General features: G+C 47.3%; 25 protein-coding genes. 8 read left to right on the top strand and 17 right to left on the bottom strand.

The window, feature by feature from the left end; translation table 11 throughout:
- Positions 1 to 220: 220 nt before the first annotated feature.
- The 9 genes from U9J37_RS01515 to nrfB all read right to left on the bottom strand — a co-directional run bounded on the left by U9J37_RS01515 (position 221) and on the right by nrfB (position 8,093).
- Entirely contained in the window at positions 221 to 1,354 is a 1,134-nt protein-coding gene (locus U9J37_RS01515) for a flagellin (RefSeq protein ID WP_005471846.1), read from the bottom strand.
- 113 nt (positions 1,355 to 1,467) lie between these two features.
- A complete protein-coding gene (locus tag U9J37_RS01510) occupies positions 1,468 to 2,370 on the bottom strand; it encodes a Dyp-type peroxidase (protein ID WP_005471845.1) in 903 nt (300 codons plus the stop codon).
- Between the two features lie 81 nt (positions 2,371 to 2,451).
- The gene (locus U9J37_RS01505) at positions 2,452 to 2,910 is read right to left on the bottom strand and encodes a DUF2919 domain-containing protein (RefSeq protein ID WP_038140215.1); all 459 of its coding nucleotides are present in this window, start codon (positions 2,908 to 2,910) and stop codon (positions 2,452 to 2,454) included.
- 73 nt (positions 2,911 to 2,983) lie between these two features.
- Complete coding sequence (locus tag U9J37_RS01500) at positions 2,984 to 3,418, bottom strand: cytochrome c-type biogenesis protein CcmH (protein ID WP_005471752.1); 435 nt, start codon at positions 3,416 to 3,418, stop codon at positions 2,984 to 2,986.
- Positions 3,408 to 3,956, bottom strand: coding sequence for a DsbE family thiol:disulfide interchange protein (locus U9J37_RS01495; RefSeq protein ID WP_005471721.1), 549 nt, complete (start codon positions 3,954 to 3,956; stop codon positions 3,408 to 3,410). The genes U9J37_RS01500 and U9J37_RS01495 overlap by 11 nt, the downstream gene beginning before the upstream one ends.
- Positions 3,934 to 5,841, bottom strand: a complete 1,908-nt coding sequence (locus U9J37_RS01490) for a heme lyase CcmF/NrfE family subunit (RefSeq protein WP_005471870.1) — start codon at positions 5,839 to 5,841, stop codon at positions 3,934 to 3,936. Before U9J37_RS01490 ends, U9J37_RS01495 begins: the two co-directional genes overlap by 23 nt.
- A gap of 2 nt (positions 5,842 to 5,843) precedes the next feature.
- On the bottom strand, positions 5,844 to 6,815 hold the full coding sequence (gene nrfD, locus U9J37_RS01485) for a cytochrome c nitrite reductase subunit NrfD (RefSeq protein ID WP_005471703.1): 972 nt from the start codon (positions 6,813 to 6,815) through the stop codon (positions 5,844 to 5,846).
- A complete protein-coding gene (gene nrfC, locus U9J37_RS01480; protein ID WP_005471632.1) occupies positions 6,812 to 7,504 on the bottom strand; it encodes a cytochrome c nitrite reductase Fe-S protein in 693 nt (230 codons plus the stop codon). Before nrfC ends, nrfD begins: the two co-directional genes overlap by 4 nt.
- A 1-nt stretch (position 7,505) precedes the next feature.
- Entirely contained in the window at positions 7,506 to 8,093 is a 588-nt protein-coding gene (nrfB, locus tag U9J37_RS01475; RefSeq protein ID WP_038217740.1) for a cytochrome c nitrite reductase pentaheme subunit, read from the bottom strand.
- Positions 8,094 to 8,627: 534 nt separating this feature from the next.
- Between nrfB and nrfA the strand changes: the two genes are divergently transcribed.
- Positions 8,628 to 9,995, top strand: coding sequence for an ammonia-forming nitrite reductase cytochrome c552 subunit (gene nrfA, locus U9J37_RS01470; RefSeq protein WP_005471723.1), 1,368 nt, complete (start codon positions 8,628 to 8,630; stop codon positions 9,993 to 9,995).
- Between the two features lie 80 nt (positions 9,996 to 10,075).
- Here nrfA and U9J37_RS01465 read toward each other — a convergent pair whose 3' ends face one another.
- Entirely contained in the window at positions 10,076 to 10,615 is a 540-nt protein-coding gene (locus U9J37_RS01465) for a TPR domain-containing protein (RefSeq protein ID WP_039624277.1), read from the bottom strand.
- 88 nt (positions 10,616 to 10,703) lie between these two features.
- Here U9J37_RS01465 and U9J37_RS01460 point away from each other — a divergent pair, with 88 nt between their 5' ends.
- Together U9J37_RS01460 and U9J37_RS01455 are read left to right on the top strand one after the other, a co-directional pair.
- A complete protein-coding gene (locus U9J37_RS01460) occupies positions 10,704 to 11,045 on the top strand; it encodes a DUF2956 domain-containing protein (RefSeq protein ID WP_005471769.1) in 342 nt (113 codons plus the stop codon).
- Positions 11,026 to 11,379, top strand: a complete 354-nt coding sequence (locus U9J37_RS01455) for a DUF4156 domain-containing protein (protein ID WP_039477948.1) — start codon at positions 11,026 to 11,028, stop codon at positions 11,377 to 11,379. Before U9J37_RS01460 ends, U9J37_RS01455 begins: the two co-directional genes overlap by 20 nt.
- Here U9J37_RS01455 and U9J37_RS01450 read toward each other — a convergent pair.
- The gene (locus U9J37_RS01450) at positions 11,376 to 11,663 is read right to left on the bottom strand and encodes a winged helix-turn-helix domain-containing protein (protein WP_038140190.1); all 288 of its coding nucleotides are present in this window, start codon (positions 11,661 to 11,663) and stop codon (positions 11,376 to 11,378) included. The two genes, U9J37_RS01455 and U9J37_RS01450, sit on opposite strands and share 4 nt — an antisense overlap.
- 201 nt (positions 11,664 to 11,864) lie before the next feature.
- Here U9J37_RS01450 and U9J37_RS01445 point away from each other — a divergent pair, with 201 nt between their 5' ends.
- Genes U9J37_RS01445 through U9J37_RS01430 form a run of 4 tightly spaced genes read left to right on the top strand, consistent with a single transcriptional unit; the run spans position 11,865 to position 14,226 of the window.
- The gene (locus U9J37_RS01445; protein ID WP_005471750.1) at positions 11,865 to 12,212 is read left to right on the top strand and encodes an ArsC family reductase; all 348 of its coding nucleotides are present in this window, start codon (positions 11,865 to 11,867) and stop codon (positions 12,210 to 12,212) included.
- A 21-nt stretch (positions 12,213 to 12,233) separates the two neighbouring features.
- Positions 12,234 to 13,367: a succinyl-diaminopimelate desuccinylase gene (dapE, locus tag U9J37_RS01440; RefSeq protein WP_005471663.1), complete on the top strand. Its 1,134-nt coding sequence runs from the start codon at positions 12,234 to 12,236 to the stop codon at positions 13,365 to 13,367.
- Positions 13,368 to 13,369: 2 nt separating this feature from the next.
- Positions 13,370 to 14,044, top strand: a complete 675-nt coding sequence (locus U9J37_RS01435) for a M15 family metallopeptidase (RefSeq protein ID WP_005471858.1) — start codon at positions 13,370 to 13,372, stop codon at positions 14,042 to 14,044.
- A gap of 8 nt (positions 14,045 to 14,052) precedes the next feature.
- The gene (locus U9J37_RS01430; protein WP_005471631.1) at positions 14,053 to 14,226 is read left to right on the top strand and encodes a DUF2897 family protein; all 174 of its coding nucleotides are present in this window, start codon (positions 14,053 to 14,055) and stop codon (positions 14,224 to 14,226) included.
- A gap of 17 nt (positions 14,227 to 14,243) precedes the next feature.
- Here U9J37_RS01430 and U9J37_RS01425 read toward each other — a convergent pair whose 3' ends face one another.
- The 6 genes from U9J37_RS01425 to syd all read right to left on the bottom strand — a co-directional run bounded on the left by U9J37_RS01425 (position 14,244) and on the right by syd (position 20,382).
- On the bottom strand, positions 14,244 to 15,365 hold the full coding sequence (locus tag U9J37_RS01425; RefSeq protein ID WP_322413859.1) for a diguanylate cyclase domain-containing protein: 1,122 nt from the start codon (positions 15,363 to 15,365) through the stop codon (positions 14,244 to 14,246).
- Complete coding sequence (locus U9J37_RS01420; RefSeq protein ID WP_322413858.1) at positions 15,308 to 16,147, bottom strand: CHASE sensor domain-containing protein; 840 nt, start codon at positions 16,145 to 16,147, stop codon at positions 15,308 to 15,310. Before U9J37_RS01420 ends, U9J37_RS01425 begins: the two co-directional genes overlap by 58 nt.
- Positions 16,144 to 16,674, bottom strand: coding sequence for a YfiR family protein (locus U9J37_RS01415; RefSeq protein WP_043886851.1), 531 nt, complete (start codon positions 16,672 to 16,674; stop codon positions 16,144 to 16,146). Before U9J37_RS01415 ends, U9J37_RS01420 begins: the two co-directional genes overlap by 4 nt.
- Positions 16,675 to 16,676: 2 nt before the next feature.
- The gene (locus U9J37_RS01410; RefSeq protein WP_005471786.1) at positions 16,677 to 18,824 is read right to left on the bottom strand and encodes a TonB-dependent receptor plug domain-containing protein; all 2,148 of its coding nucleotides are present in this window, start codon (positions 18,822 to 18,824) and stop codon (positions 16,677 to 16,679) included.
- A gap of 233 nt (positions 18,825 to 19,057) precedes the next feature.
- Complete coding sequence (locus U9J37_RS01405; RefSeq protein ID WP_005471839.1) at positions 19,058 to 19,834, bottom strand: Zn-ribbon-containing protein; 777 nt, start codon at positions 19,832 to 19,834, stop codon at positions 19,058 to 19,060.
- 2 nt (positions 19,835 to 19,836) lie between these two features.
- On the bottom strand, positions 19,837 to 20,382 hold the full coding sequence (gene syd / locus U9J37_RS01400) for a SecY-interacting protein (RefSeq protein WP_043886852.1): 546 nt from the start codon (positions 20,380 to 20,382) through the stop codon (positions 19,837 to 19,839).
- Between the two features lie 82 nt (positions 20,383 to 20,464).
- Between syd and queF the strand changes: the two genes are divergently transcribed.
- Positions 20,465 to 21,310, top strand: a complete 846-nt coding sequence (gene queF / locus U9J37_RS01395) for an NADPH-dependent 7-cyano-7-deazaguanine reductase QueF (RefSeq protein ID WP_038217762.1) — start codon at positions 20,465 to 20,467, stop codon at positions 21,308 to 21,310.
- The last annotated feature ends 2 nt before the right edge of the window (positions 21,311 to 21,312 follow it).

Below are 21,312 nucleotides of genomic sequence, written 5' to 3'. Positions count from 1 at the left end.
TCTCGGAAAACCAAGTAGTTCTCTCAAAGTTACTTTTATTAACGGCACGGTTTGGAAAACCTTGAGAATTTTTTTAAGTTTTTTTTGAAAAAAGTGCATTTGGGGAGGAAAGCGTGACCAACAGGAGAAAAACTTAAAAAAAGTGTTTTTTTTACTAAAGCTTTCTATTCGCCTGTCGATACCGTTCTCTTTTATGAGAAAAACAGATTCTCAGATTCGATTAACCTAACAAGGTAATCGCAAGGTTCGGCTGTTGTTTAGCCTGCGCCAATATCGACGTGCTCACTTGTTGCAAGATCTGTTGCTTGACCAGCTGTGTGGTCTCTTTCGCGTAGTCTGTATCTTTGATTCGACTGTTCGACGCCGCGAGGTTCTCATGCACATTATCTAGATTGGTAATGGCGTGATTGAATCGGTTTTGCAGTGCGCCAAGTTCTGCTCGATGGCTATCAACATACTTTAGCGCCGTATCAATCACGGATACCGCTCGCTGAGCGCCGCCGACATCAGAAATGTCGAGGTTATCAACCGCTTCATAACCCGCTAGGTTCATTTGCAGTTCATTGGCTAAGTTACCCGAGAACGAGAGTGTCCCTGCGGTTTCTTTACCCGCCATAAAGATTTGTAGCTGGCCTTCCTCATTCACCGAAGCGGAGACTTTATCGGTTTGACCATTGATATAGGTCGCCAACTCTTCTATATCATCGCCCGCTTTGGCTTTGATTTGAATGACCTCTTGTTCACCGCGAGCATTGGTGTATTCCATGTTCAAGACATGATTTCCCTGCCCAACCTGCCAATTGGCATCAGCTTTGCCTGCTGCAACGTAACTAAAACCGCCCATTTCTAAGCTGTCAGAACGCATGTTCTTGAGTGACACTTGAACCGCTTCACCTGAGCTGGCGCCAATTTGAAAAGACGACGAAGCGAACGAACCATTGAGCAATTTTCGACCACCAAAAGAGGTGGTTTCAGCGATTCGATTCAGTTCATCGTTCAAAGCTGCCATTTCTTCTTGTAATGCGGTTCGTTCAGCTTGGCTATTGGAGCCATTGGACGATTGAAGTGACAAGTCACGCATACGCTGAAGAATGTTGGTGGTTTCATTCATCGCCCCTTCCGCCGTCTGCATGATGGAGATCCCATCATTGGCGTTTCGCACCGCCACATCCAAACCACTCATTTGAGTCTCGAGTCGGTTAGATATTTGCAGTCCGGCCGCATCATCTTTTGCACTATTAATCCGGCTCCCCGAAGCTAAACGCTCCAGAGATTGATTCAGCAAATCCGTCGCATTCGTCAGGTGACGCTGCGCAGTCATTGCAGAAACATTGGTATTAACAGTGATGGCCATGAATGACGGTTTCCTTTTATGGGCTACCTAAGTTATCGGCCTAAACGCGAGATCTTTAGAAAAATTGCACAAAAAAGCCGAGCGAGTTGCTCGGCTGTGGTTTCATTGATGGCTCACTTTAGTTTCAGTGACTGAAGCATCTGTGCAGACGGTGAGAAGAAATAAGCCCCCGTCACCGCTTTAGTAAAGCGCAGGAGTTGATCGGTTTTACCGTCAGTCACGCCATACATGCTTTCTAGCATGGCTTTGAAGTTATGGAGAGTGTTGCAGTAGGCAATAAACAGTAGGCCATGTTCGCCAGAGACACTGCCATATGGAAGACTGTGGCGAACAATCTTCAACCCTTTGCCTTCTTCTTTAATGTCAACGCGACCAACATGGGAAGCCGCAGGCACATCGTCTAGCTCGATAGAATCTGGCTTAGTACGACCAATCACTTTCTCTTGCGCCAACACATTCAAGCGATTCCAAGAAGGCAGATTATGAATGAAGCGTTGCACCATGACATAACTGCCACCAGCAAACTCACCTTCCGGAATGATCGCCACTTCCGCGCGCTGGCCTTCCTTCGGATTCTCGGTACCATCGATAAAGTCCGTCATATCGCGAGAGTCAAGGTAACGGTAACCGTAAGTTTCATCAACAACTTGCACGTCTTGCTCAACGTCAGCCATCAACTTGCGCAGTAGATAGAAATGCAAATCATGACGGTTTGAGTGGCAATGGATCAAGACATCAACGTCTGAGCTCGGCGCGACCACCTCGCCTTCACCGAGAACTGGGAAATCAATCAGTTCTGGCGGCATTGCAGCGTCAAGTTGAGTCCAGAATGACTTGGTGAAAGCAATCGACAGCGTCAAATCTGCGCCAGGTTGCTGCTGGTTAAGCTCTTCGACGAGTTGCGGTAATGCTTTGAGTTTCTCTACGACCGACTGCGGATTTTGTTTGATTTTCAGTAACGTATACTGAGCGAATGGGCCCGCTTCAGGAAGTATTGCACTTTGAGGGTTTGACATAGAAGATTCCTCACATTGTTATTTTGCACAGTGTATTTTGTTTTATGTTTGGGATATTGACACCGATCAGAGCTCACTCAATTAGGAAGCTGGCGGATTGTAAAAGCTGTCTCGCACGCTGCGGCTTTTCATCACGTAAAGACCAAACCAAAGCAGGACAAGCATGGTGATGCCATTTGCCCAACTAAAGGCCCCTTGCTCTAGATATACATGATAAACGCTTTGCGAAAATTGGCTAACCACGGTCACAAGCGTAATGCTTTTTCCCCAGCTGACTAATTTGTTTACCCAGCCCCTTTCAGGGTTTCGTAAGCTAATTAACCACATCAAAAAGATGCTCGGTAAGCCCATTGCCAAGCCTAGATACAGCATGGAATGATCAGGATAGACGATATTGAGAATCTTACTGCCACTTTCACGACTGGCGCCCGCGACAACAAAAACGACCCAAGCTTTGGCCATAAATAACCAGCCCAGCCACAGCCATTTCGGCGCTTTCAAAAATCCATGTTTGTCGTATTGTTCTATTGAGTACCGCACTAATTCCTACAACATCTTCATTTCAATGGGATTCAATGTAACCCAATGAGAAAAAAGATCTATCAGATTTTTGTTAAGCCTGTCGATTTCGCACTGACTTTACGGAGAGCCAAAAGAATCCAATCAACAACAAAATCGGTAACCCCCAAAGCAGGCTATTTTGCCAAGAAAAACTTGGCTTGTAGCGGACAAACTCACCGTACCTTGCCGTCATAAAATCGATCACTTGCTGCTCATCTTCCCCTGCATTTATTTTCTCAAACACAATTAAGCGCAGATCTTTGGCAAGGGGGGAGTTTGACTCGACAAGGTTTTGATTTTGGCATTGAGGACAGCGCAATGATTTGGCCAGTGCAATCGCTCGCTTTTGATGAGCCGGACTTTCAAACTCATACAACTCAACTTTGACTTCAAGCTCACTGTCTGATGCCGCGAAGAGTTGTGGCTCTTGGGCACAGAGGTTGAGCGACATCAACACCGCAACGACAATCCCTATATTACGAATCATGGTTATCCACTTCTTGGCTAAAATATTGGGCGAACCGAGCATCCCATGAAGTTTGATTCAGTAGACCAAAATGCTTGTAGACGATTTCGCCCTCACGATTGACCACATACGTTTCCGGCGTCCCCACGACTCCTAGTTCTATTCCAAACTGACCCTTGGGATCAAACATGACCTGTCGATAAGGGTCGCCCCCCAAGGCTAAATAGTTTTGCGCCGCGGCTTTTTTGTCTCGATAGTTTAGACCAATGATTGGAACCCCCGCACTGGAGAGTTGATTGAGAAAAGCATGCTCGGCCTTGCACACACCACACCAAGAAGCCCACACATTCACTAACTGAAAATCTTGTCCGAGAAGCGTATCACTGTGAACCACAGAGCCACTGGCTAGCAATGTGACAGGTATGGAAGGGAGCTGGCGTACAACAGGCTGCTGACTAGGGCCAAAGTTTCCCGATTGAAGCCCCGCCACCAAGAAACCAATAAAGCCCGCCAACAGCAGGACAAAAACAAACACTTTACGATTGTTGAATAGCGCCATGAGTCACTCTCGACTTGATCAACGAAAAAGAGCGCAGCAATGGCAACAATCCACCCAGTATCGCCATAATTGCGCCCGCCCAAATCCATGCAATATAGGAGCGATATTGTATTTTGACCGCGTACGCCTTGCTATCAACCTTCGCTCCCAATGTGACATAGTAATCACCATGCCATGTTGAGCGAATCGCTGGCTCACTCATATTCATGACACGCACTGGATAGTGGCGACGTTCTGGTGCCAGCCTGAAGCTCGCACCTGCCGGAGACGAAAACTCAAGCACCCCCTGCTCGGCAGTATAATTGGGGCCAACGTACCATTCGGTAGCAAGGTAGGTCACTTGCCACTGCGCCAGTTCAGTGGTTGTGCCTGGCTCCATTTTACGATTGAGCTCATAAGAGTGTTGGCTGTTCATACTCGCCCCAATACAAACGACGGCTAGCCCCGCATGAGCCAGCACCATAAAGCTCACAGTTCGGTTCTTGGCTGCGATCAGCAAATGACTACCAATAACCCACGCGCCAAGCATCCAAACCAGCAAGGTAGCGAAGCGCCAGTCCGTCACTTGAAGCCGATACGCCGCAGCCCCAACGAATGAGGCAATCGTAAATAAGAGCACTATCGCGCGCCAACTCACATAGCTCCCATGATGCCACTTCATAAGAGGCGCCATCCCCATCCCCAGCAAAGCGAGCAAAGCTAAAGGTTGAATCAGAGTATTGAAGTAAGGCGCCCCGACCGATATGGAGCCTAAACCCAGCAACTCGTATAGCATCGGATAAAAGGTACCCAAAAACACCGTAAACGTTGCCACAATCAATAAGCCTGCAGACACCAATATCAAGTAGCTTCGACCCAGCACCGAGTGCAATCCTTCGCTACGAATAGTATCGCTTTGGCGAAGAAGCAGAACAAACGAGCCGAGCAAGGTGAGGGCTAAAATCGCGAGCAAGGTAATCCCTTTGCTAGGGTCAATCGCAAATGCATGCACCGAGGTTAAAATTCCTGACCGGACAATAAAAGTTCCGAGAATACTCAAACTGAATGTCACCAACGCCAAGCTGAGCGACCATAATGTAAGCTGCTGATAGCGCGATGAAGCAATCAAGGTATGTAGCAGTGCCGTCCCCGTGAGCCAAGGCAGTAACGACGCGTTTTCTACTGGGTCCCAAAACCACCAGCCGCCCCACCCTAGTTCATTGTATGCCCACCAAGAACCGACCAAGATACCTAATGTCAGTAGCATCCATGATGACACCGCCCACAGTCGACACTCTTTCACCCAGTGAGCATCAAATTTGGGTTCAAGCAATGCCGCTAAAGCAAACGCTAAGACGGTAGAGAATCCTATGTAGCCGAGATAAAGCAAAGGCGGGTGAAAGATCAGCCCGACATCTTGCAGCATCGGATTCAAGTCTCGCCCTTCAGTGACATAAACCTCACTGTAGCTAAACGGGTTTGACGCCAGCAAGGTAAACCAACTAAACGCAGCGACAAAAGCCAACATAATCCATAAAACATGCTGAATGTAGCGCGACGGTTTACGTGGATGAAACGAGATTAACGCACTCCATAAACTTAAGGTAAACACCCAAAACAGCATGGAGCCCTCATGCCCACCCCACACGGCAGCGAGCTTGTAAAATTGAGGGAGCGCCGAGTTGGAATGGGTAGCGACGTAGGCAAACTGGAACTGATCATTTAAAAATAGGAACGCCAGTAGCCCTAAGCTGAGAATCGCCCCCACCGCAACCAAACGTACTATGCAAACTAGGGAGAGCCGCGAGGCTGCATTGCGATAGCGTTGCCAAGCAAACGTCGCCACACTCAAACTGCTGAGCACCGCGATCCACACCAACGACAATAGCCCTAGCTCTCCCGCCATAGTTACACGACCGTCATCTGGCCAGCGTACAAAATAAAGGTACGCAACATGAGTACACCAACTAGGCTCAGCATAGTCACAACAAAGATGTACCCACCATTATGGCGAACCTCTTTTGGCGACACCGCGTTCAATGTGAGTGGCAATAACATCCCAATCAGCACAACACCAAACCAGAACCAGTTCGACCAGAACCCGCCTCCAATCGCATTCCAAGCCGCCACTTCGTTTTGTCCGCCACTGAAAATCAATCCCGTAAAGAAGGTAACCAGAACAAACAATTCAAACAGCACAACTGGACGTTCAAAGCCATGCACCCAAGACACGCTAGGGCTGCTCGCTGATTCTTTAAAGACTAAGATTCCAAACAGCAAGCAGGCTGCCGCGCCGGAAGAGAGGCTCGAGAACAAAAACAGTATCGGTAACACTGGGTTGTTTAGCATCGGATACGTCTTCAATGCCGACAATAAGAAGCCGGTATAGGCAGCCAAAACCAAGGCAAGGAAACCAAGAAACAGCTCCAACGGGTTATTGACTTGCTTGGCTTTAATGAGCAAACCATCCACCAAATCCAGCAACCCACTTGGCAATTTTCCTTCACAGAAGCTGATGATTTGATGGCGAAATAGCACGCCGATCCAAACAAACAATACCGCCATATAGACTTGGAATAAAATGACGCCCATCGACATAACCGAGGTCACGTTGAAGTAAATCATAATCTTCCAAAACTCGAGCGGCTTGGTTAAGTGGAAAACCAAGATCAACAACCCGACGATAATGCCAAATGGCGCAAGCCAAGCCACCGCTTTCAAAATGCCGTTATTAGCAGGGTCACCCTCAATGACTTTGCGGCGTAGGTAGAGACCAATCATCACCGCCCCCGCAGACATACCCGCTAAGAAGAGATAGATGGCAATGATCCAATCCCATACTAACGAGTCAAAGTGAAAAGCACTTTCAAATCCATTCATGATGAGATCTCCCCTTTCTGATGAGGCACTTTATACAGTTTGGGCTTCGTCCCTAAATGCGCCTTATCGCGATAAACCACTTCGGTATTCAACACTTGGTTAATGTCGCTATCGGGATCGTTGAGATCACCAAAAATCAACGCGTTCGTTGGACAAGATTCCACACAGGCTGGCAGTTTACCTTGTGCTAAATTGGTATCGCGGCAGAAGTTACACTTGTCAGCGGAATGGTCTTCAGGATTAAAGAAACGCACTTGATAAGGGCATGCCGCCAAGCAATAGCCACACCCCACGCACTTCTCTTTATGAACATCCACAATGCCCGTTTTCTCATCTTTGTAAGCGGCTCCCGTTGGGCAAACATAAACGCAAGGTGGATTTTCACAGTGTTGACAAGATTTGCGAGTAAAACGGTAATCAACATTTGGGAACTCACCTTGGGGCTCACTACGAATTATTTCTAAGCGCGAGACGCCCTCAGGGACCTTATTCACTTCACGGCAAGCATCGGTACATGCTGTACAACCAATACATGCGGTTTCGTCGTGAACCATGCCGTAGAGTTTGTTTCCATCTTCTTCTACATTGGCCAATGTTTTTCGGCTACTTAACACCGCAGTACCCGCAACGCCTGTCGTAAAGATAAGCGCCCCTGTACCGGCTAAAAAGTTTCGTCTAGAACAACTCATATCACTGCTCCTTTTTCTGCTGGTTAAAGTCAGAATGGCAGTCGACACAAAGCTTAATTTTCTCTTTGCGTTCCAAACCAAGCACTTTGGTTTTGCTGGCATGTACATCGTGACAATTCGAACAGGTCAAATTCTTTGCGTGCACATCGTGAGTCCAGCTATCGTCGCGCAAATACTTAGGCTGGTGACAGTCTGTACATTGACTATTCGCTTTGAGTATCTGCTCAGGATCGAGGAAGACTTTATCGGTCCCTGGTTGTGACTGAGCACTTGAATACTTAGTGACAATCGGAGCACCTTCACGGTGGTCTGGTCCAATGTTGTTATGACATTCGGTACACGTCACTTCACGGCCAAGGATCTTGTGTGCATCCTCACCGTGTGAACCTTGTAAAGATTGTTTCGAATCCTTATGACATTGGACACATTTATAGTCCTTGTCACGGATAAGCGTGACTTCATGGCGAGCGCTTTGGCCTTCAGTTTGCAAGCTTGAAGTGTCGGCAACGGCATGAAGCGAATAACCATAGAGGCAGAATGCTAGGAGAGACTTTAGCATTATGACTATGGCCAACTTTATATTGCCCATATTATCCTTTCCTTATTCCAGACCCACCATCGCCGAAAGCAACAATAGAAATCTGGTCAAAATTAATGCCCTTCGATATCGACGAGATATCAATATCAAATGAGATCAATTCTTATTTTGGAAAAGCCACAACGCTATATAAATAGTCTACTCCACCCACTCTTTAGAGGTAGTGTTTACTGTCTAAAAAACGATCTAAATCACCATAAATTTCGCGCGGTTTTCGCCATAAGTGTTTGATGATAATAACTTTCATTAACAACAAGGAAATCCTCACATACCCCTTTAGAGGTATTGGCGAGGTAATTTGAACTGCGTCACTTAGCTAAATTGATCTAACGCAATGATGAGTTGTTACCAAGTTATTTTATTTATTTCTCTTTATTACAATTTATTTCAGTTCTCCAATTCTTAATTTGGATATAGCCAGTTCACAACGCTGTTTATAACAAACGGAATTACGGAGATAGCACTGTGAAAAAATTGCACTGGATACCAACATCCGCCGCGGCAATATTCCTGTTGGCAGGCTCAATGATGAGCTCAGCCAGCTTCGCGGCGTCTGAAAACAACGATCTCATCGATCCTAGAAACGATGCCTATGAGCAAAACCACCCAGATCAATACCAAAGCTGGAAAGCAACGTCTGAAAGTGACCACATTGAAGACGCACTAGCCGAAGACCCCAATATGGTGATCATGTGGGCGGGGTATGGGTTTGCCAAAGACTACAATAAAGCTCGCGGCCACTTTTATGCACTCGACGATGTGCGTCAAACACTGCGTACAGGTGCTCCCCAAGATGACAAATCTGGCCCTATGCCAATGGCATGTTGGAGCTGTAAAAGCCCTGATGTGGGGCGAGTCATTGACGAACGTGGAGAAGATGGCTACTTCGAAGGTAAGTGGGCTCGCTTAGGTGAAGAAATTGCCAATCCAATTGGCTGCGCCGACTGTCACGACACTCGTAGCGAGGGTTTCAAAAAGGGAGAGCCAGCACTAGCGCTTGCAAAACCTTATGTTGATCGCGCGTTCCAAGCCATCAATAAACCGTTTGAAAAACAGTCTCGCCTTGATCAACAAGCGTCGGTTTGTGCACAGTGCCACGTTGAGTACTACTTCACTGGGCCAACCAAAGCGGTCAAGTTCCCTTGGGATATGGGCACCTCTGTCGATGAAATGGAACAGTACTATGACGCGCTCAACTTTAAAGACTGGACGCATAAAGTCTCAAAAGCGCCAATGCTAAAAGCTCAGCACCCTGGGTATGAGACGTGGCGTGACGGCGTTCATGGTAAAAACAAAGTGGTCTGTGTGGATTGCCATATGCCTAAAGTGACCAAAGAAGATGGCACGGTTTACACCGACCACAAAGTAGGCAACCCGTTTGATCGCTTCGAAGACACCTGCGCTAACTGCCACACTCAAAGCAAAGAGCAAATGTATGAAATCGTTTCGAGCCGTAAAGCGCAAGTTCTCAACATGAAGCTGACGGCTGAGAAGCAAATTGTTGCCGCTCACTTTGAAGCAGGAGCGGCGTGGGATGCTGGCGCGACTGACGCAGAGATGAAAGATATCTTGCAAGACATTCGCCATGCGCAATGGCGCTGGGATTATGCGATTGCATCACACGGCGTTCACATGCACGCTCCAGAAGTCGCGCTTGAAGTGCTCGGTACCGCGGTAGATAAAGCCGCCGACGCGCGAACCAAGTTGGTCCGTTTGTTAGCGAAAAAAGGCATCACCGATCCCGTTGTTCTGCCGGACATCTCTACCAAAGAAGCAGCTCAGAAAGCTCTGGGGATGGATATGGAGAAGATGAACGCAGACAAGGCGCACTTCTTAGATACCGTAGTACCAGAATGGGACAAGGCCGCAAAAGAACGTGAATCTCAGTACTAAGCGTTAACAACCAAAAAACCGGCGAACTTCGCCGGTTTTTTATATTCGTTGCATTTATCAACTCGTGGCCAAGCAAAACGCTACTGATTGTTCTGCATCTGCTTAGCGAGGTTTAAAGAATGAATGATGGAAGCTCGGTCTAAATCACGGTCTTGTGAATCGAGCATCTTTGTCCAAGTGTCAATCGCTTGCTGATAACGAAAGCTAATGAAATGATCACTGGCAATCAAAGAAAGGGCGGTTAAATTGAGCGGTTCTATCTTAAGAGCCTTGTTCAACAATGCGCTGACCTCATCATCGAGCACTTGGTTGTTCAAGTAGTAACGCGCGGTTGCTTTCGCCGCGTAGTGGCTGGCCACTGGCTCTGGGCTCAGTCGAATTGCGTAGTCAAAGCTCGTCAAGGCCGCATCAAACTCTTGCTGGTTCAGATAACCATGACCCAATTGAAACCACAATGGCGCTTGATTTGGATCTTGCTTGAGCTTGCCCTGAATGTCGCTCATTGGGTCACGCTGACGAGTGACCTGCTCAGCGGCTTCGGGCGGGAGAGGCGGTGAACCTTTAAACCAGAAAAACAGAGGCACGGCGATAACCGCACTGAAAAGCACTATTTTTTTCACACAATACGCCTCATGCCGTAAATCTCAATTCCGCTTTAATTATATCGTGTTAGGATAAACGTATCTTTGATCCAGCAGTATTTATCTCATGAACAAAAAAGTCGTTCCGTCGCAAGAAACCCAGCAAGAAGCAATGAAAATTGCCAAAGCCACCCAAAAGCCCGGACAGACCAAAGAGCAAACCAAACTGATCGCTCAAGGGATTGAAAAAGGGATTGCGCAATACAAAAAACAGCAAAAAGAGAAGTCCCGCCAAGCCGACAAAGCAAGAAAAAAAGCACAGAAAGCCAAACGTGTTGAGCAAACCGACGTTGAAGCAGAACTGCCAATGGATTCTCACTCACAACCCTCAACCCCAACTCGATTACCTTGGGTGTTGCTAGCCCTGAGCTGGATTGGATTTATCGCCTATGTTACTCAAATTCAATAATGCACTAACCCTTTCTCTGGTTGCCGTGTTCATGGCAGGTTGTACCTCGCCGATGAACCGTCTAGACAGCCCAGCTCAAGCCGTTCACTTAAGAATGGATGCTGGATTTGATGCTGATGATTGCCAATGGCTAGGCGAAGTGACTGGCAGTGAGGGGCATTGGTACAGCTATCTGTTTTTTACCAATGATGTGATGGTGCAAGGTGCGATGAATGACATAAAAAATCGCGCCAAGAAGCTTGGCGCGAATACTGTGTTTGTCACTGCTCCTCAAGACTTCACCACCTCCTTTACTGTGATGGGGAGTGCTTATCGGTGCAGCAATAAAGACTAGGCTTTAAAACCTAAACTGGCGGCGATGTCTGGCTCTCGGTCTATTACCCACTGGCTATCAAATGGGCCCCAATCAGAGAGTTGGTAATACCCATCATTGTGACGTCGCCCATCTTGAACAAACATCAACTCAATACCTATGCCAGGAAGAGCCTTAATGACATCTTGAATTGTTCGGCGTGGCCACCCAGTCTTTTCAATCAGTTTTGGAACGTTAGGTCGTTCTAAATTCTCGACAAGTAGCGCTAAATACAGTCGCCTTGCAAAAACAGGACTCAATTCCATTGATACCTCCTATAAAATTCTAGAGTCATTATTTCTGTTTTGTCGGGTCATGTGTTGCGTTTGATCAATAACTCTACAATCCCAACTTCCTGAAACACATTTTTTTTGCCCATTGAAATATATCGATCACACTTTTTGTCTCGACACAGAGTTCCTGATAGGATGCTGAAATAACAAAAAAGTCACTTCAAAGGGTTTATTATGACAATTACCATGTACGGTATTCCTAACTGCGACACCATTAAAAAAGCCAAGAAATGGTTAGAAGCGGAAGGCATTGAGTTCCAGTTTCACGACTACCGTAAGCAAGGCGTAGACAAAGCCATGGTGGAAACGTTTTGCCAACAGCTCGGTTGGGAAAATGTCCTCAATAAACGCGGAACCACCTACCGCCAACTAACCCAAGAGCAAAAAGATGGGCTAAACGAAGCCAATGCGATTGCCCTACTGGTAGAACAACCGGCAATGATTAAACGCCCTATTCTCCTGTCAGGTGATAGCTACCACCTAGGTTTTAAAGCAGATCAATACGCTGCGATTTTTTCATAAAGTAAGTAAAGGATTTCAAGGATGACAGATAGCCCGACACTGGCTCTCGCAAAGTACTTAATCAGCCGCCAGTCGGTAACCCCTGAAGATGCTGGTTGCCAAGATGCGATGATCGAACGTTTAAAAGCCCTCGGCTTCGAAATTGAAGTGATGGTGTTTGAAGACACCACTAACTTCTGGGCACGCCGTGGTACGGAGGCTCCACTGTTTGCATTTGCGGGTCATACTGACGTCGTACCGGCTGGTAACTTAGACCAATGGCACACGCCCCCATTCGAACCGACTGAAATTGATGGCTATCTGCATGGCCGTGGCGCGGCCGATATGAAAGGCTCGTTAGCCAGTATGATTGTCGCCGTGGAGCAGTTCATCGCAGACAACCCAAATCATAAAGGGTCGATCGGTTTTTTGATTACATCGGATGAAGAAGGGCCATTCATTAATGGTACTGTCCGTGTGGTAGAAACTCTAATGGCACGTGGTGAGAACATCGATATGTGTATTGTCGGTGAACCATCAAGTACCGAAGTGGTGGGAGACGTAGTGAAAAACGGTCGTCGTGGCTCGATTACTGGCGATCTCACGGTCAAAGGCACGCAAGGTCACGTGGCGTACCCTCACCTTGCGAATAACCCCGTGCACCAGTCACTAATGGCAATTCACGAACTCGCGACCACCGAATGGGATCAAGGTAACGCTTACTTCCCACCAACCAGTTTCCAAATCCCAAATGTTCATGCAGGCACTGGTGCATCGAATGTCATTCCAGGTGAGTTTAACGTTCAGTTCAATCTAAGATTCAGCACCGAACTCAACAACGACATGATCGTTAACCGTGTTGTTGAGACCTTGGATAAACATGAGCTGGACTACGACCTAAAGTGGACCTTCAATGGTGACCCATTCTTGACCGATACTGGCGCGCTATTGGACGCAGTCGTCGATGCGGTGGATTCAGTTAACCAAACCAAACCAGCGCTACTCACCACTGGTGGCACATCTGATGGCCGATTCATCGCCCGAATGGATTGCCAAGTGGTCGAACTTGGCCCTGTTAACGCAACCATTCATAAAGTGAACGAGTGCGTGAAAATTGATGATCTGGAAAAACTCACCCAGATGTATCAAAAAACCCTCGAAAACCTGCTCGCTTAGTAATGAACGCAGCGCAACTAACCGGAAAAGTATCCACCCATTTGGTGGATGCTTTGATTGGCCAGAAACACTTTCTCGTTCACCCTGAGGTGCGAGAGGATTTACTCGCACTGAAGCAGGCTGCCGATGGGGCAGGCTTTAACCTCAATATCGCCAGTGGGTTTCGGGATTTCGAGCGTCAATTGATGATTTGGAATCGCAAAATGACGGGCGCTGCGACAATTTTAGACACGCAAAGCCAACCGCTCGCCCCAGAAACCTTGAGCGAGCAAGACAAGGTATTCGCGATACTGCGCTGGTCGGCACTGCCAGGCGCCAGTCGACATCACTGGGGCAGTGATTTTGATCTATTCGATCGTGATGCGCTTCCTCAAGAGGAGGCCTTGCAGCTAGAACCTTGGGAGTACTTCAACGCTCACCAGCGACCGTTTTATCTGTGGTTAAAAGAAAACTTGGCGCAGTTTGGCTTCTATTTTCCGTACCAAGAGGACAACGGCGGTGTTGCGATTGAACCTTGGCACATTAGTCATCGCGAGACTGCGCAGCGGTGCCTTAACCACCTGACTTTAGATGTGTTACACAAAGAGATCGAGTCTAGCGCAATTATTGGCAAACAAGTCGTGTTAGATAATTTAGAAACCATCTACAATCAGTATATTACTAATCTTTCTCGCTAGGAGCCGTTATGGATTTATTGACCAACCCTTGGGTGATTATTGCGATTGTATTGAGCGTGGTCGTTGGCAATATCATGGCGCTGAAGTACACCGCAAAAATGAAGTTTGATTACAAACCCAAACAGCCCAAACCCAAAGACGAACAAGAGAAAGAAGACGACATCCCTAAAGACGCACCCTAGCGTCTTTTCTTTTTCGCTCAGAGTGCGTAATAAAAACGGTTTTTCCCTAAACGCTTCGCGACATACATATTGCGATCAGCTTGGTCAATTTTCTCATCCAAGATCACCTCATCTTCCGCGGCCCAGTAGCTGATGCCAATACTTGCCGTCACTTGACAGGTTTTCTCGTTGATCACAATCGGAACGGCCAACGTATCGATGATGCGCTGAGCGATTGGCTGACATTGGCCAGAACTGCGAATCGCGATCAAAAACTCGTCCCCAGCAATCCGCGCGACCAAGTCTTTTGCTGATATGCAGCCTGTTAGCCGCTTAGCGACAATGCGCAGTAACTCATCTCCCACACCATGCCCATATTGATCGTTCACCGCTTTGAAACCATCAAGATCGAGGAAAAAGATAAACTGAGCTTGCCCTTTGCGATGACGAGCTTGCAAACTCTTCAGCGCTTTAGAGCGATTAGCCAGTCCGGTCAAGGTGTCATGGTTAGCCGCAAAGCTCAGTCTTTCCAGCTCAAGACCCAGAGTCAAATCCGTCAAACTGATCACGAAGGCTTCAACTCGACCTTCGCCACTTTTTAACGCTTTCGCTTTCAAGCGATAGGGCGACCAAGTCTGATTAGTATGTCGAATAATGGTTTTGCTGATCATAACGCCACTGTTGAGCAAGGTTTTGGTCAAAGCGAGCGAGAAATAGAGCGGCTTTTTCACCACCAGCTCTTGAATGGAACTCAACACACCAAATCGTTCCAACGAAGTTGTATTTTGCGTCGTTACGTTTAAGTCTCTATCCAAAACAAAAATAGCGTCTTGGTTTTGATCGAACATGAGCTCTAACAACTTACGTCTTTGCTCTGACAGGTTTTGGGACGTGACATCTTGAAACTGCAACAGAGATTGACTCGCCTCTTCCATCGGGTGACAGCTCACTCGATAGCACTTTTGTCCATCCAGTGTACGGAGCTCAACTGCCGCCAGTGGCTGATGTCTCTCAATCGCGTCAATCACCTGCTCGATTGCCGCTTTGGGCTCAAAGCGGCTTGCCAACATTTCACGCGTTGTGAATCGGCTCTGGCTTTCCATCAATTCACTGATCGCCACCGGATTGCCGTAGTTGATCTTATTGCCCGGAGAAACCACAGAACCCCTCGCTTCATTGCATCAAGGGCGCCGTGAATGTAGCGATTTTTCTGTTCAACACGCTGCAATGCACTTTGCAGCTGGCTCTCTCGGTCAAGGAGGTTAGCGACCATTTCGTTGAAGCAACGGGTCAACTTGCCCACTTCATCATCATGAACAATATCTATCGAGCTCTTTGCGATCCCTTGAGTAATCATTCTTTCCATGGTGCTGTGCAACGCGGTTAAAGGCTTCACAATCACACCGTGCAACAACTGCGCAAATGCCAAAGACAGCAGAGAAATAAACACTGTCAACGCGCCTAAATAACTAAATAGTCGCCTTTCATTACTCTGAATAGACTCCAACGATTCCCACACGACGAGCGTACCAAGCTTTTCTCCTTCGAGGAAAATATCGGTATTATCCACCTGAAACCTGGTATCTGCACAGGTCACCGATTCTTGTGTCCACTGGCACTGCGATGGAAGTTGGTGAATACTTGTGATGGTCTCGCCATACTCGTTGATCACCTTGGCAGCAATGATGTCTGGGTCAAACGTAAGATTCACCAACTGCTCTTTGGCGGTAATCGGATCATCAAACATCAGAGCGGCTTGTAGTGTACTTGCTACGCCTTGAGACAAGATATGAACACGATGCTCTTGCGCTTCTCGCTGAGACAAGAACAATAAGTGAATCGCGGGAGTGCCTATGATCAAGACGATGAACATCACCATAAACCAAGTCGGTAATATCATCTTGTAGCGTAGTGGAAGCTGAGTAAAACGCGCGCTGATCATGTCGCCTCCTCATAGATTTCAGAGACTTCAAGCAACTGAGAGCGAATCTGTACCCGAGACTTTTCAACGTTTTGGCGTGAGATCAACGGACGAATGCGGTTGCGAACTTTAATAAAGGCGACCATGCCACCGTTAGCGACGAATTCAACGCCATTGCCAACCAGCAGTGCATTAGGATATCTAACATGCAGGTTGGCAATGATCGCCTCATCGCCGTTTTCGATAAACAAGATATGGCATACCGAAGGCGCAACACCACTTAACATGTCATGAAACCTTGCCATGTCCGGCTTTGTCGCCACAATCGCTTCCAACCGAAGGCCGACGTCACTTTGTTGAGCAACACAGTAGTCAATGTGGTCAGTCGCTATATCGGTGTGATTCCAGTCCGACAGCAGCGCAAAACGAAACAGGTAGACCGCTTTTAGGTCAACATCATCCACTTTTGCTTGCGCGAGGAGTGGAACAATTAAGAAACCCAAAGCGACCAAATATTTGGTCGCCAAAATAGAAAAACGTGGGCTCATGTTTATCTTGTCCAGTCGACGGCGCCGTAATTCCAGTCAAGCGTTAACCAGTACTGAGTGCCATTTTGAAACGGCTGCTGGCTATCTGGGAATTCCGTCGACTGGTCTGCGCCTAGATTCTCAACCGAACCTGTAATTCTTGGTGTGCAATCGGCATACTGCCAACTCACCGAGGCATCGAAACTTAATACTTTCGGCCAGATGTAACTTGGATCATCGACAAAGTCACGATGCAATTTTGACTCAGAGACATACTGCATAGACGCACTTGCCCACCACTGCGGAGTGATGTCCCACATCACTTGGGCATTCACATAATGATTAGGTTGGTTTTCCAACTGACGTTTTACCGCATCGTTAGATCCACATATCGCACCTTCACAATGACCAACAATGCGCTTATAGCTGTAGTTGGTGTTGATTTGAAGGGGTTCAATCGGCTGCCATTTGAGTGCAATTTCTCCACCCATGGTTTCAGACCAAAGAGGGTCAACGTATTCTGATACGTACTGTTCAATGTAAGTCCCAACCGTACCTGGTGATGAGTCACCTGCAATCACCCAGCCTTGAGCACTCACCCCTTTTAGGGCTCGAATATTCTCGTGAACGCTGTAGAAACCACTCATATTAAGCTGCACTTTGTTAGTGTCCCAGAAGCGATAACCAAGTTCGTAAGTTTCAACACTCTCTATACTAAGGTCATCTCCACCTCGATAGAGATACGTCGCAATGTAGTCGTACTTGTTTCCTGCGCCATCGTGCGCCCCAGATTCAACGTAGTAGTTCTCTTGGAAGGTGGTCTCCAACTCCAATCGCGAAGGGGTCACCACCGCGCGTCCCCATCCTGCCCATAAACGTTGGTTGTCGGACAGTTGGTAACTCAATCTAATCTGAGGCTGGGCATCGACACTATGCGTCAAGTTGTTGTATTGCCAGCGGTTACCCAAGGTTAACGTCGACTTATCGCTGATATCAATGTTCCAGTTCGCATACAAACCGTAACTTTGATTCAAGAAATCGGCGTTATCCGTCACTCTAATATAAGGAACAGAATAGCGCTCACTGTCACTGTATTGACCTAGTTGTTCATCAATTATCCGAACATTGCCACCTAAACTGAGCTGTGTTCCCCACCAATCTTTAATGGTGTAGTGGGAATCAAGATCGACACGCCAAAATTGCGCATCTCGAGCGGTACTATCGTTTGAACTGTAAGTGAGCCAAAGCTTGTTTTCCCAACTATCGCCATTTTCAACATCATAAATGTGTTGTAAGCCTGAGAAGTACTCTTGCATCGTCATTTCAGTATCGTAAACGCTGGCACTTGGCTGACCGGGATTGAGAAAGTGAGGGTGGTATTTCACCCATTGATAGTCCTCACGTGAGCGAATCCCGCCCGCTTGGACACTCACGGTGTGGGCAAACTTTTGATAGTCAAACCGCATACCAAAACGCTCGGTATAGACGTTGTAATCTTGAACCGGCTGTACACGCTCTTCGTCACTGGTCCACGGCATATGGTCGACAAACTCAAAATATCCGCTTAGATAGCCATACTCACCAATCTGGGTCGACTCATGCAACTGATATTCAGAGTAACCATAGTTGCCTTCTTTAATTGCGAGCTTGCCATCGGGTGCGCTCTCGGCTTCAGAGGTGATGATGTTGATAACCCCATTAACTGCGTTCCCTCCCCAGATGGTGCCAACAGGCCCGAGTACCACTTCAATTTGGGCAATATTGTCCATGCTTACCGGAATCAGATCCCAGTCGACACCTGAAAACATTGGGTTGAATACACTGCGACCATCCACCATCACAAGAAGTGTATTACTCAACGCTTGGTTCTGACCTCGCGCGGTAATACCCCAGTCATAGTTTGAATATTTGGCGACATGTAACCCTGGCGCCAGAGCTAACGCATCTGCGACAGAGCGCGCGCCTGAGCGGTTGATCTCTTTCGCCGTGATCACATATACAGACGCGGCAGTATCAGCAAGGCTCTGCGCCGTGCGAGTAGCCGAGACAACTTTTGTATCCGCTAACGAACAGAGAGGCATTTCAAGCAATGAGTCGAGGTCAAAATCAGCCGCCGCGAGCGGAGCGATCAATAGCGATGAGGCGATCGCAATTGGGAATGTAAAACGCATGGTTGGTTTCTCGTAGCACGTTGCCAACAAGCGGCAATATTCCCTTAAGCCGCGCGCAACGAATGAACAGTTTTAAACAAAAAACAGTATAGCGTTTTCATATTATTCAATCATTTGCTAACCGCATGATCTCCTATCAAGTTTCAAATCCTCACGACAAAAAGGATTTGTTTTCACACTTTCTGTCGTGCTTTAGCTACAAAAAAACCTCTCCGAAGAGAGGTTGATTATCACTACTTTATATGGTCCCACGACATATTGGAGACTATCCGGCAGTCATCACATTTGAAATAGAAGATGTCGTGTAGCGGTTCATCCAACAACCAATCACCCCCACACTTGGGGCACTTGCGCGCTTTTTCATCAGCAAGACTTTGGCCCCCCACTCGGTACTGGTAATAATAGGTAGGGACTTTAGTGATGTATTCAATTCGACCACGCAAGTCCCAACCGCGCTTAAATAGCACACTGTCAGCATCACAAATCTCGTGCAATGCGGCATGCTCTGCTCGACATCCCCCCGCCATTTGGATTTCATCGCAGGCTTGCCACTCCGTTTGCCACTTAATCACCGCTTTGTGATCGCCATTAAGAGTTGGACCATTTCGATACAGTGGAATAGGCAGCAAGGTATCACCACTTCTCAGCGGTGAGCAGGTGTGAACGTAAGTCGTGTATAGCACTTGCCAACTTGGGGCGCCCTCTTCTGCCGCTTCCTCTGAGTTAATATCTCGACCCAGCAAACGGACCTTAGGTGCCAAAAGAGACGCATCCGAAAGGCGGCGGATACAAACATTCACAAAGTCAGAGTGGTTGTTTGGATGCAAACTCTGTTGCTCTGGGCACACTGCACGAACGAAAAACTCACCGTCGCCCATCACGATAGGAAACTCTCGCCCTAACACTTGACCGTTGTAACGCAACGCATCCATTAAGCCATTAATCGCCTTATCCACCGCAGAGATAGTGGTGTTATCGAAACACTCAAATTGAAGTTCAACTACGTACATGGTTACACCACAGGCTCAAGCTTAGCTAAAAACTCGGCGACGTTTTGAGCCAAAACATCACGCTTATCGGTCCCCAACCGTTCAAGAATAACTTGACCCGTTAAGTTGCAAATTGAAATGACATCCAATTCCGCATCAGTCGCCGCAATAAACACCGTAGGTTTCAGTTTGAGTCGGCGCTGAGTCACCAAATGACCAAGAATGTTTTCTTGTAAGCGAACAAAATCGTCGTCACTCCAAACTTGCAGCAACGTCAGTTCGTTACCATTCCACGTAGCCTCCATATCTCCACAATATTGGACGCCATAAAAGAGTTTAATGTCTTCATGTAGCGTCAACTCAATGCCTGCTTCCACGTTCGAAAATTCGGCTTGCTGCTCTCTGACAAACGCTTTCCAATCCACTGCACCGTCACTTTTGCTTTCAACACATGGTGAGACAAGATCGTACAACTCTTCACTGCGCGGAAGATGACCATGAGCGTCAAGGTAAGCTTGGTGGTAGTTTTCAGTGAATGTGAGTAACGCTTGTTGAGCATTATCAGCCATTAGATTCTCCAACATGAATGGTCGCTTTTAGAGGCGAGATTGCGTAAAATTCTCGACATTCTAATAGAAAATGAACAAAAGTATGAGCAAATATTCTGACGCAAAAGAGCTTGCTGGCCTAACCCTTGGCCAAAAAACAGATTACTCAAATCAATACGACCCTAGCCTTTTGCAACCTGTACCACGCAGCTTGAACCGAGACGACCTCAACCTTGGTGACGAACTGCCATTCCAAGGCTGCGATATTTGGACATTGTATGAGCTATCTTGGCTTAATGAAAAAGGCTTGCCGCAAGTCGCGGTCGGTGAAGTTTCGATCCCTGCCACCAGCGCAAACCTGATCGAATCCAAATCGTTCAAACTCTACTTAAACAGCTTCAATCAAACGCGTTTTTCTAGCTGGGATGAGGTAGAAAACACACTCATCCAAGATCTGTCTCAGTGCGCTGGTGAAACCGTTGCCGTTACACTACGTTCGGTGGTCGATTACACAGATTCAGTCATCGTATCGATGGATGGTGAATGTATCGATGACCAAGACATTGAAATCACCCACTACGATTTCGACGAAACTCTGCTGCAAAATGCCACTGACAATGAGGTTGTTGAAGAGAGCCTTCACAGCCACCTACTAAAATCAAACTGCTTGATCACCAACCAACCAGATTGGGGCAGCGTCGAGATTCGCTATCGCGGCAATAAAATCAACCGTGAAGCGCTGCTGCGTTACATTGTCTCTTTCCGAGAGCACAATGAATTTCATGAGCAATGCGTTGAGCGTATCTTTACTGACATCATGAAGTTCTGCCAGCCGCAGCAATTGACTGTCTATGCTCGCTACACTCGTCGAGGTGGATTGGACATCAACCCATACCGCTCCAATCAAGATGCTCAGCCGGCACACAACCAACGTATGGCCCGTCAATAAGG

Source organism: Vibrio sp. 16 (assembly GCF_963681195.1).
In the GTDB taxonomy this organism is placed as follows: Bacteria; Pseudomonadota; Gammaproteobacteria; order Enterobacterales; family Vibrionaceae; genus Vibrio; species Vibrio sinaloensis_D.
The sequence above is the reverse complement of the archived record's forward strand: the minus strand, read 5'-3'. Positions and strand labels throughout refer to the sequence as shown.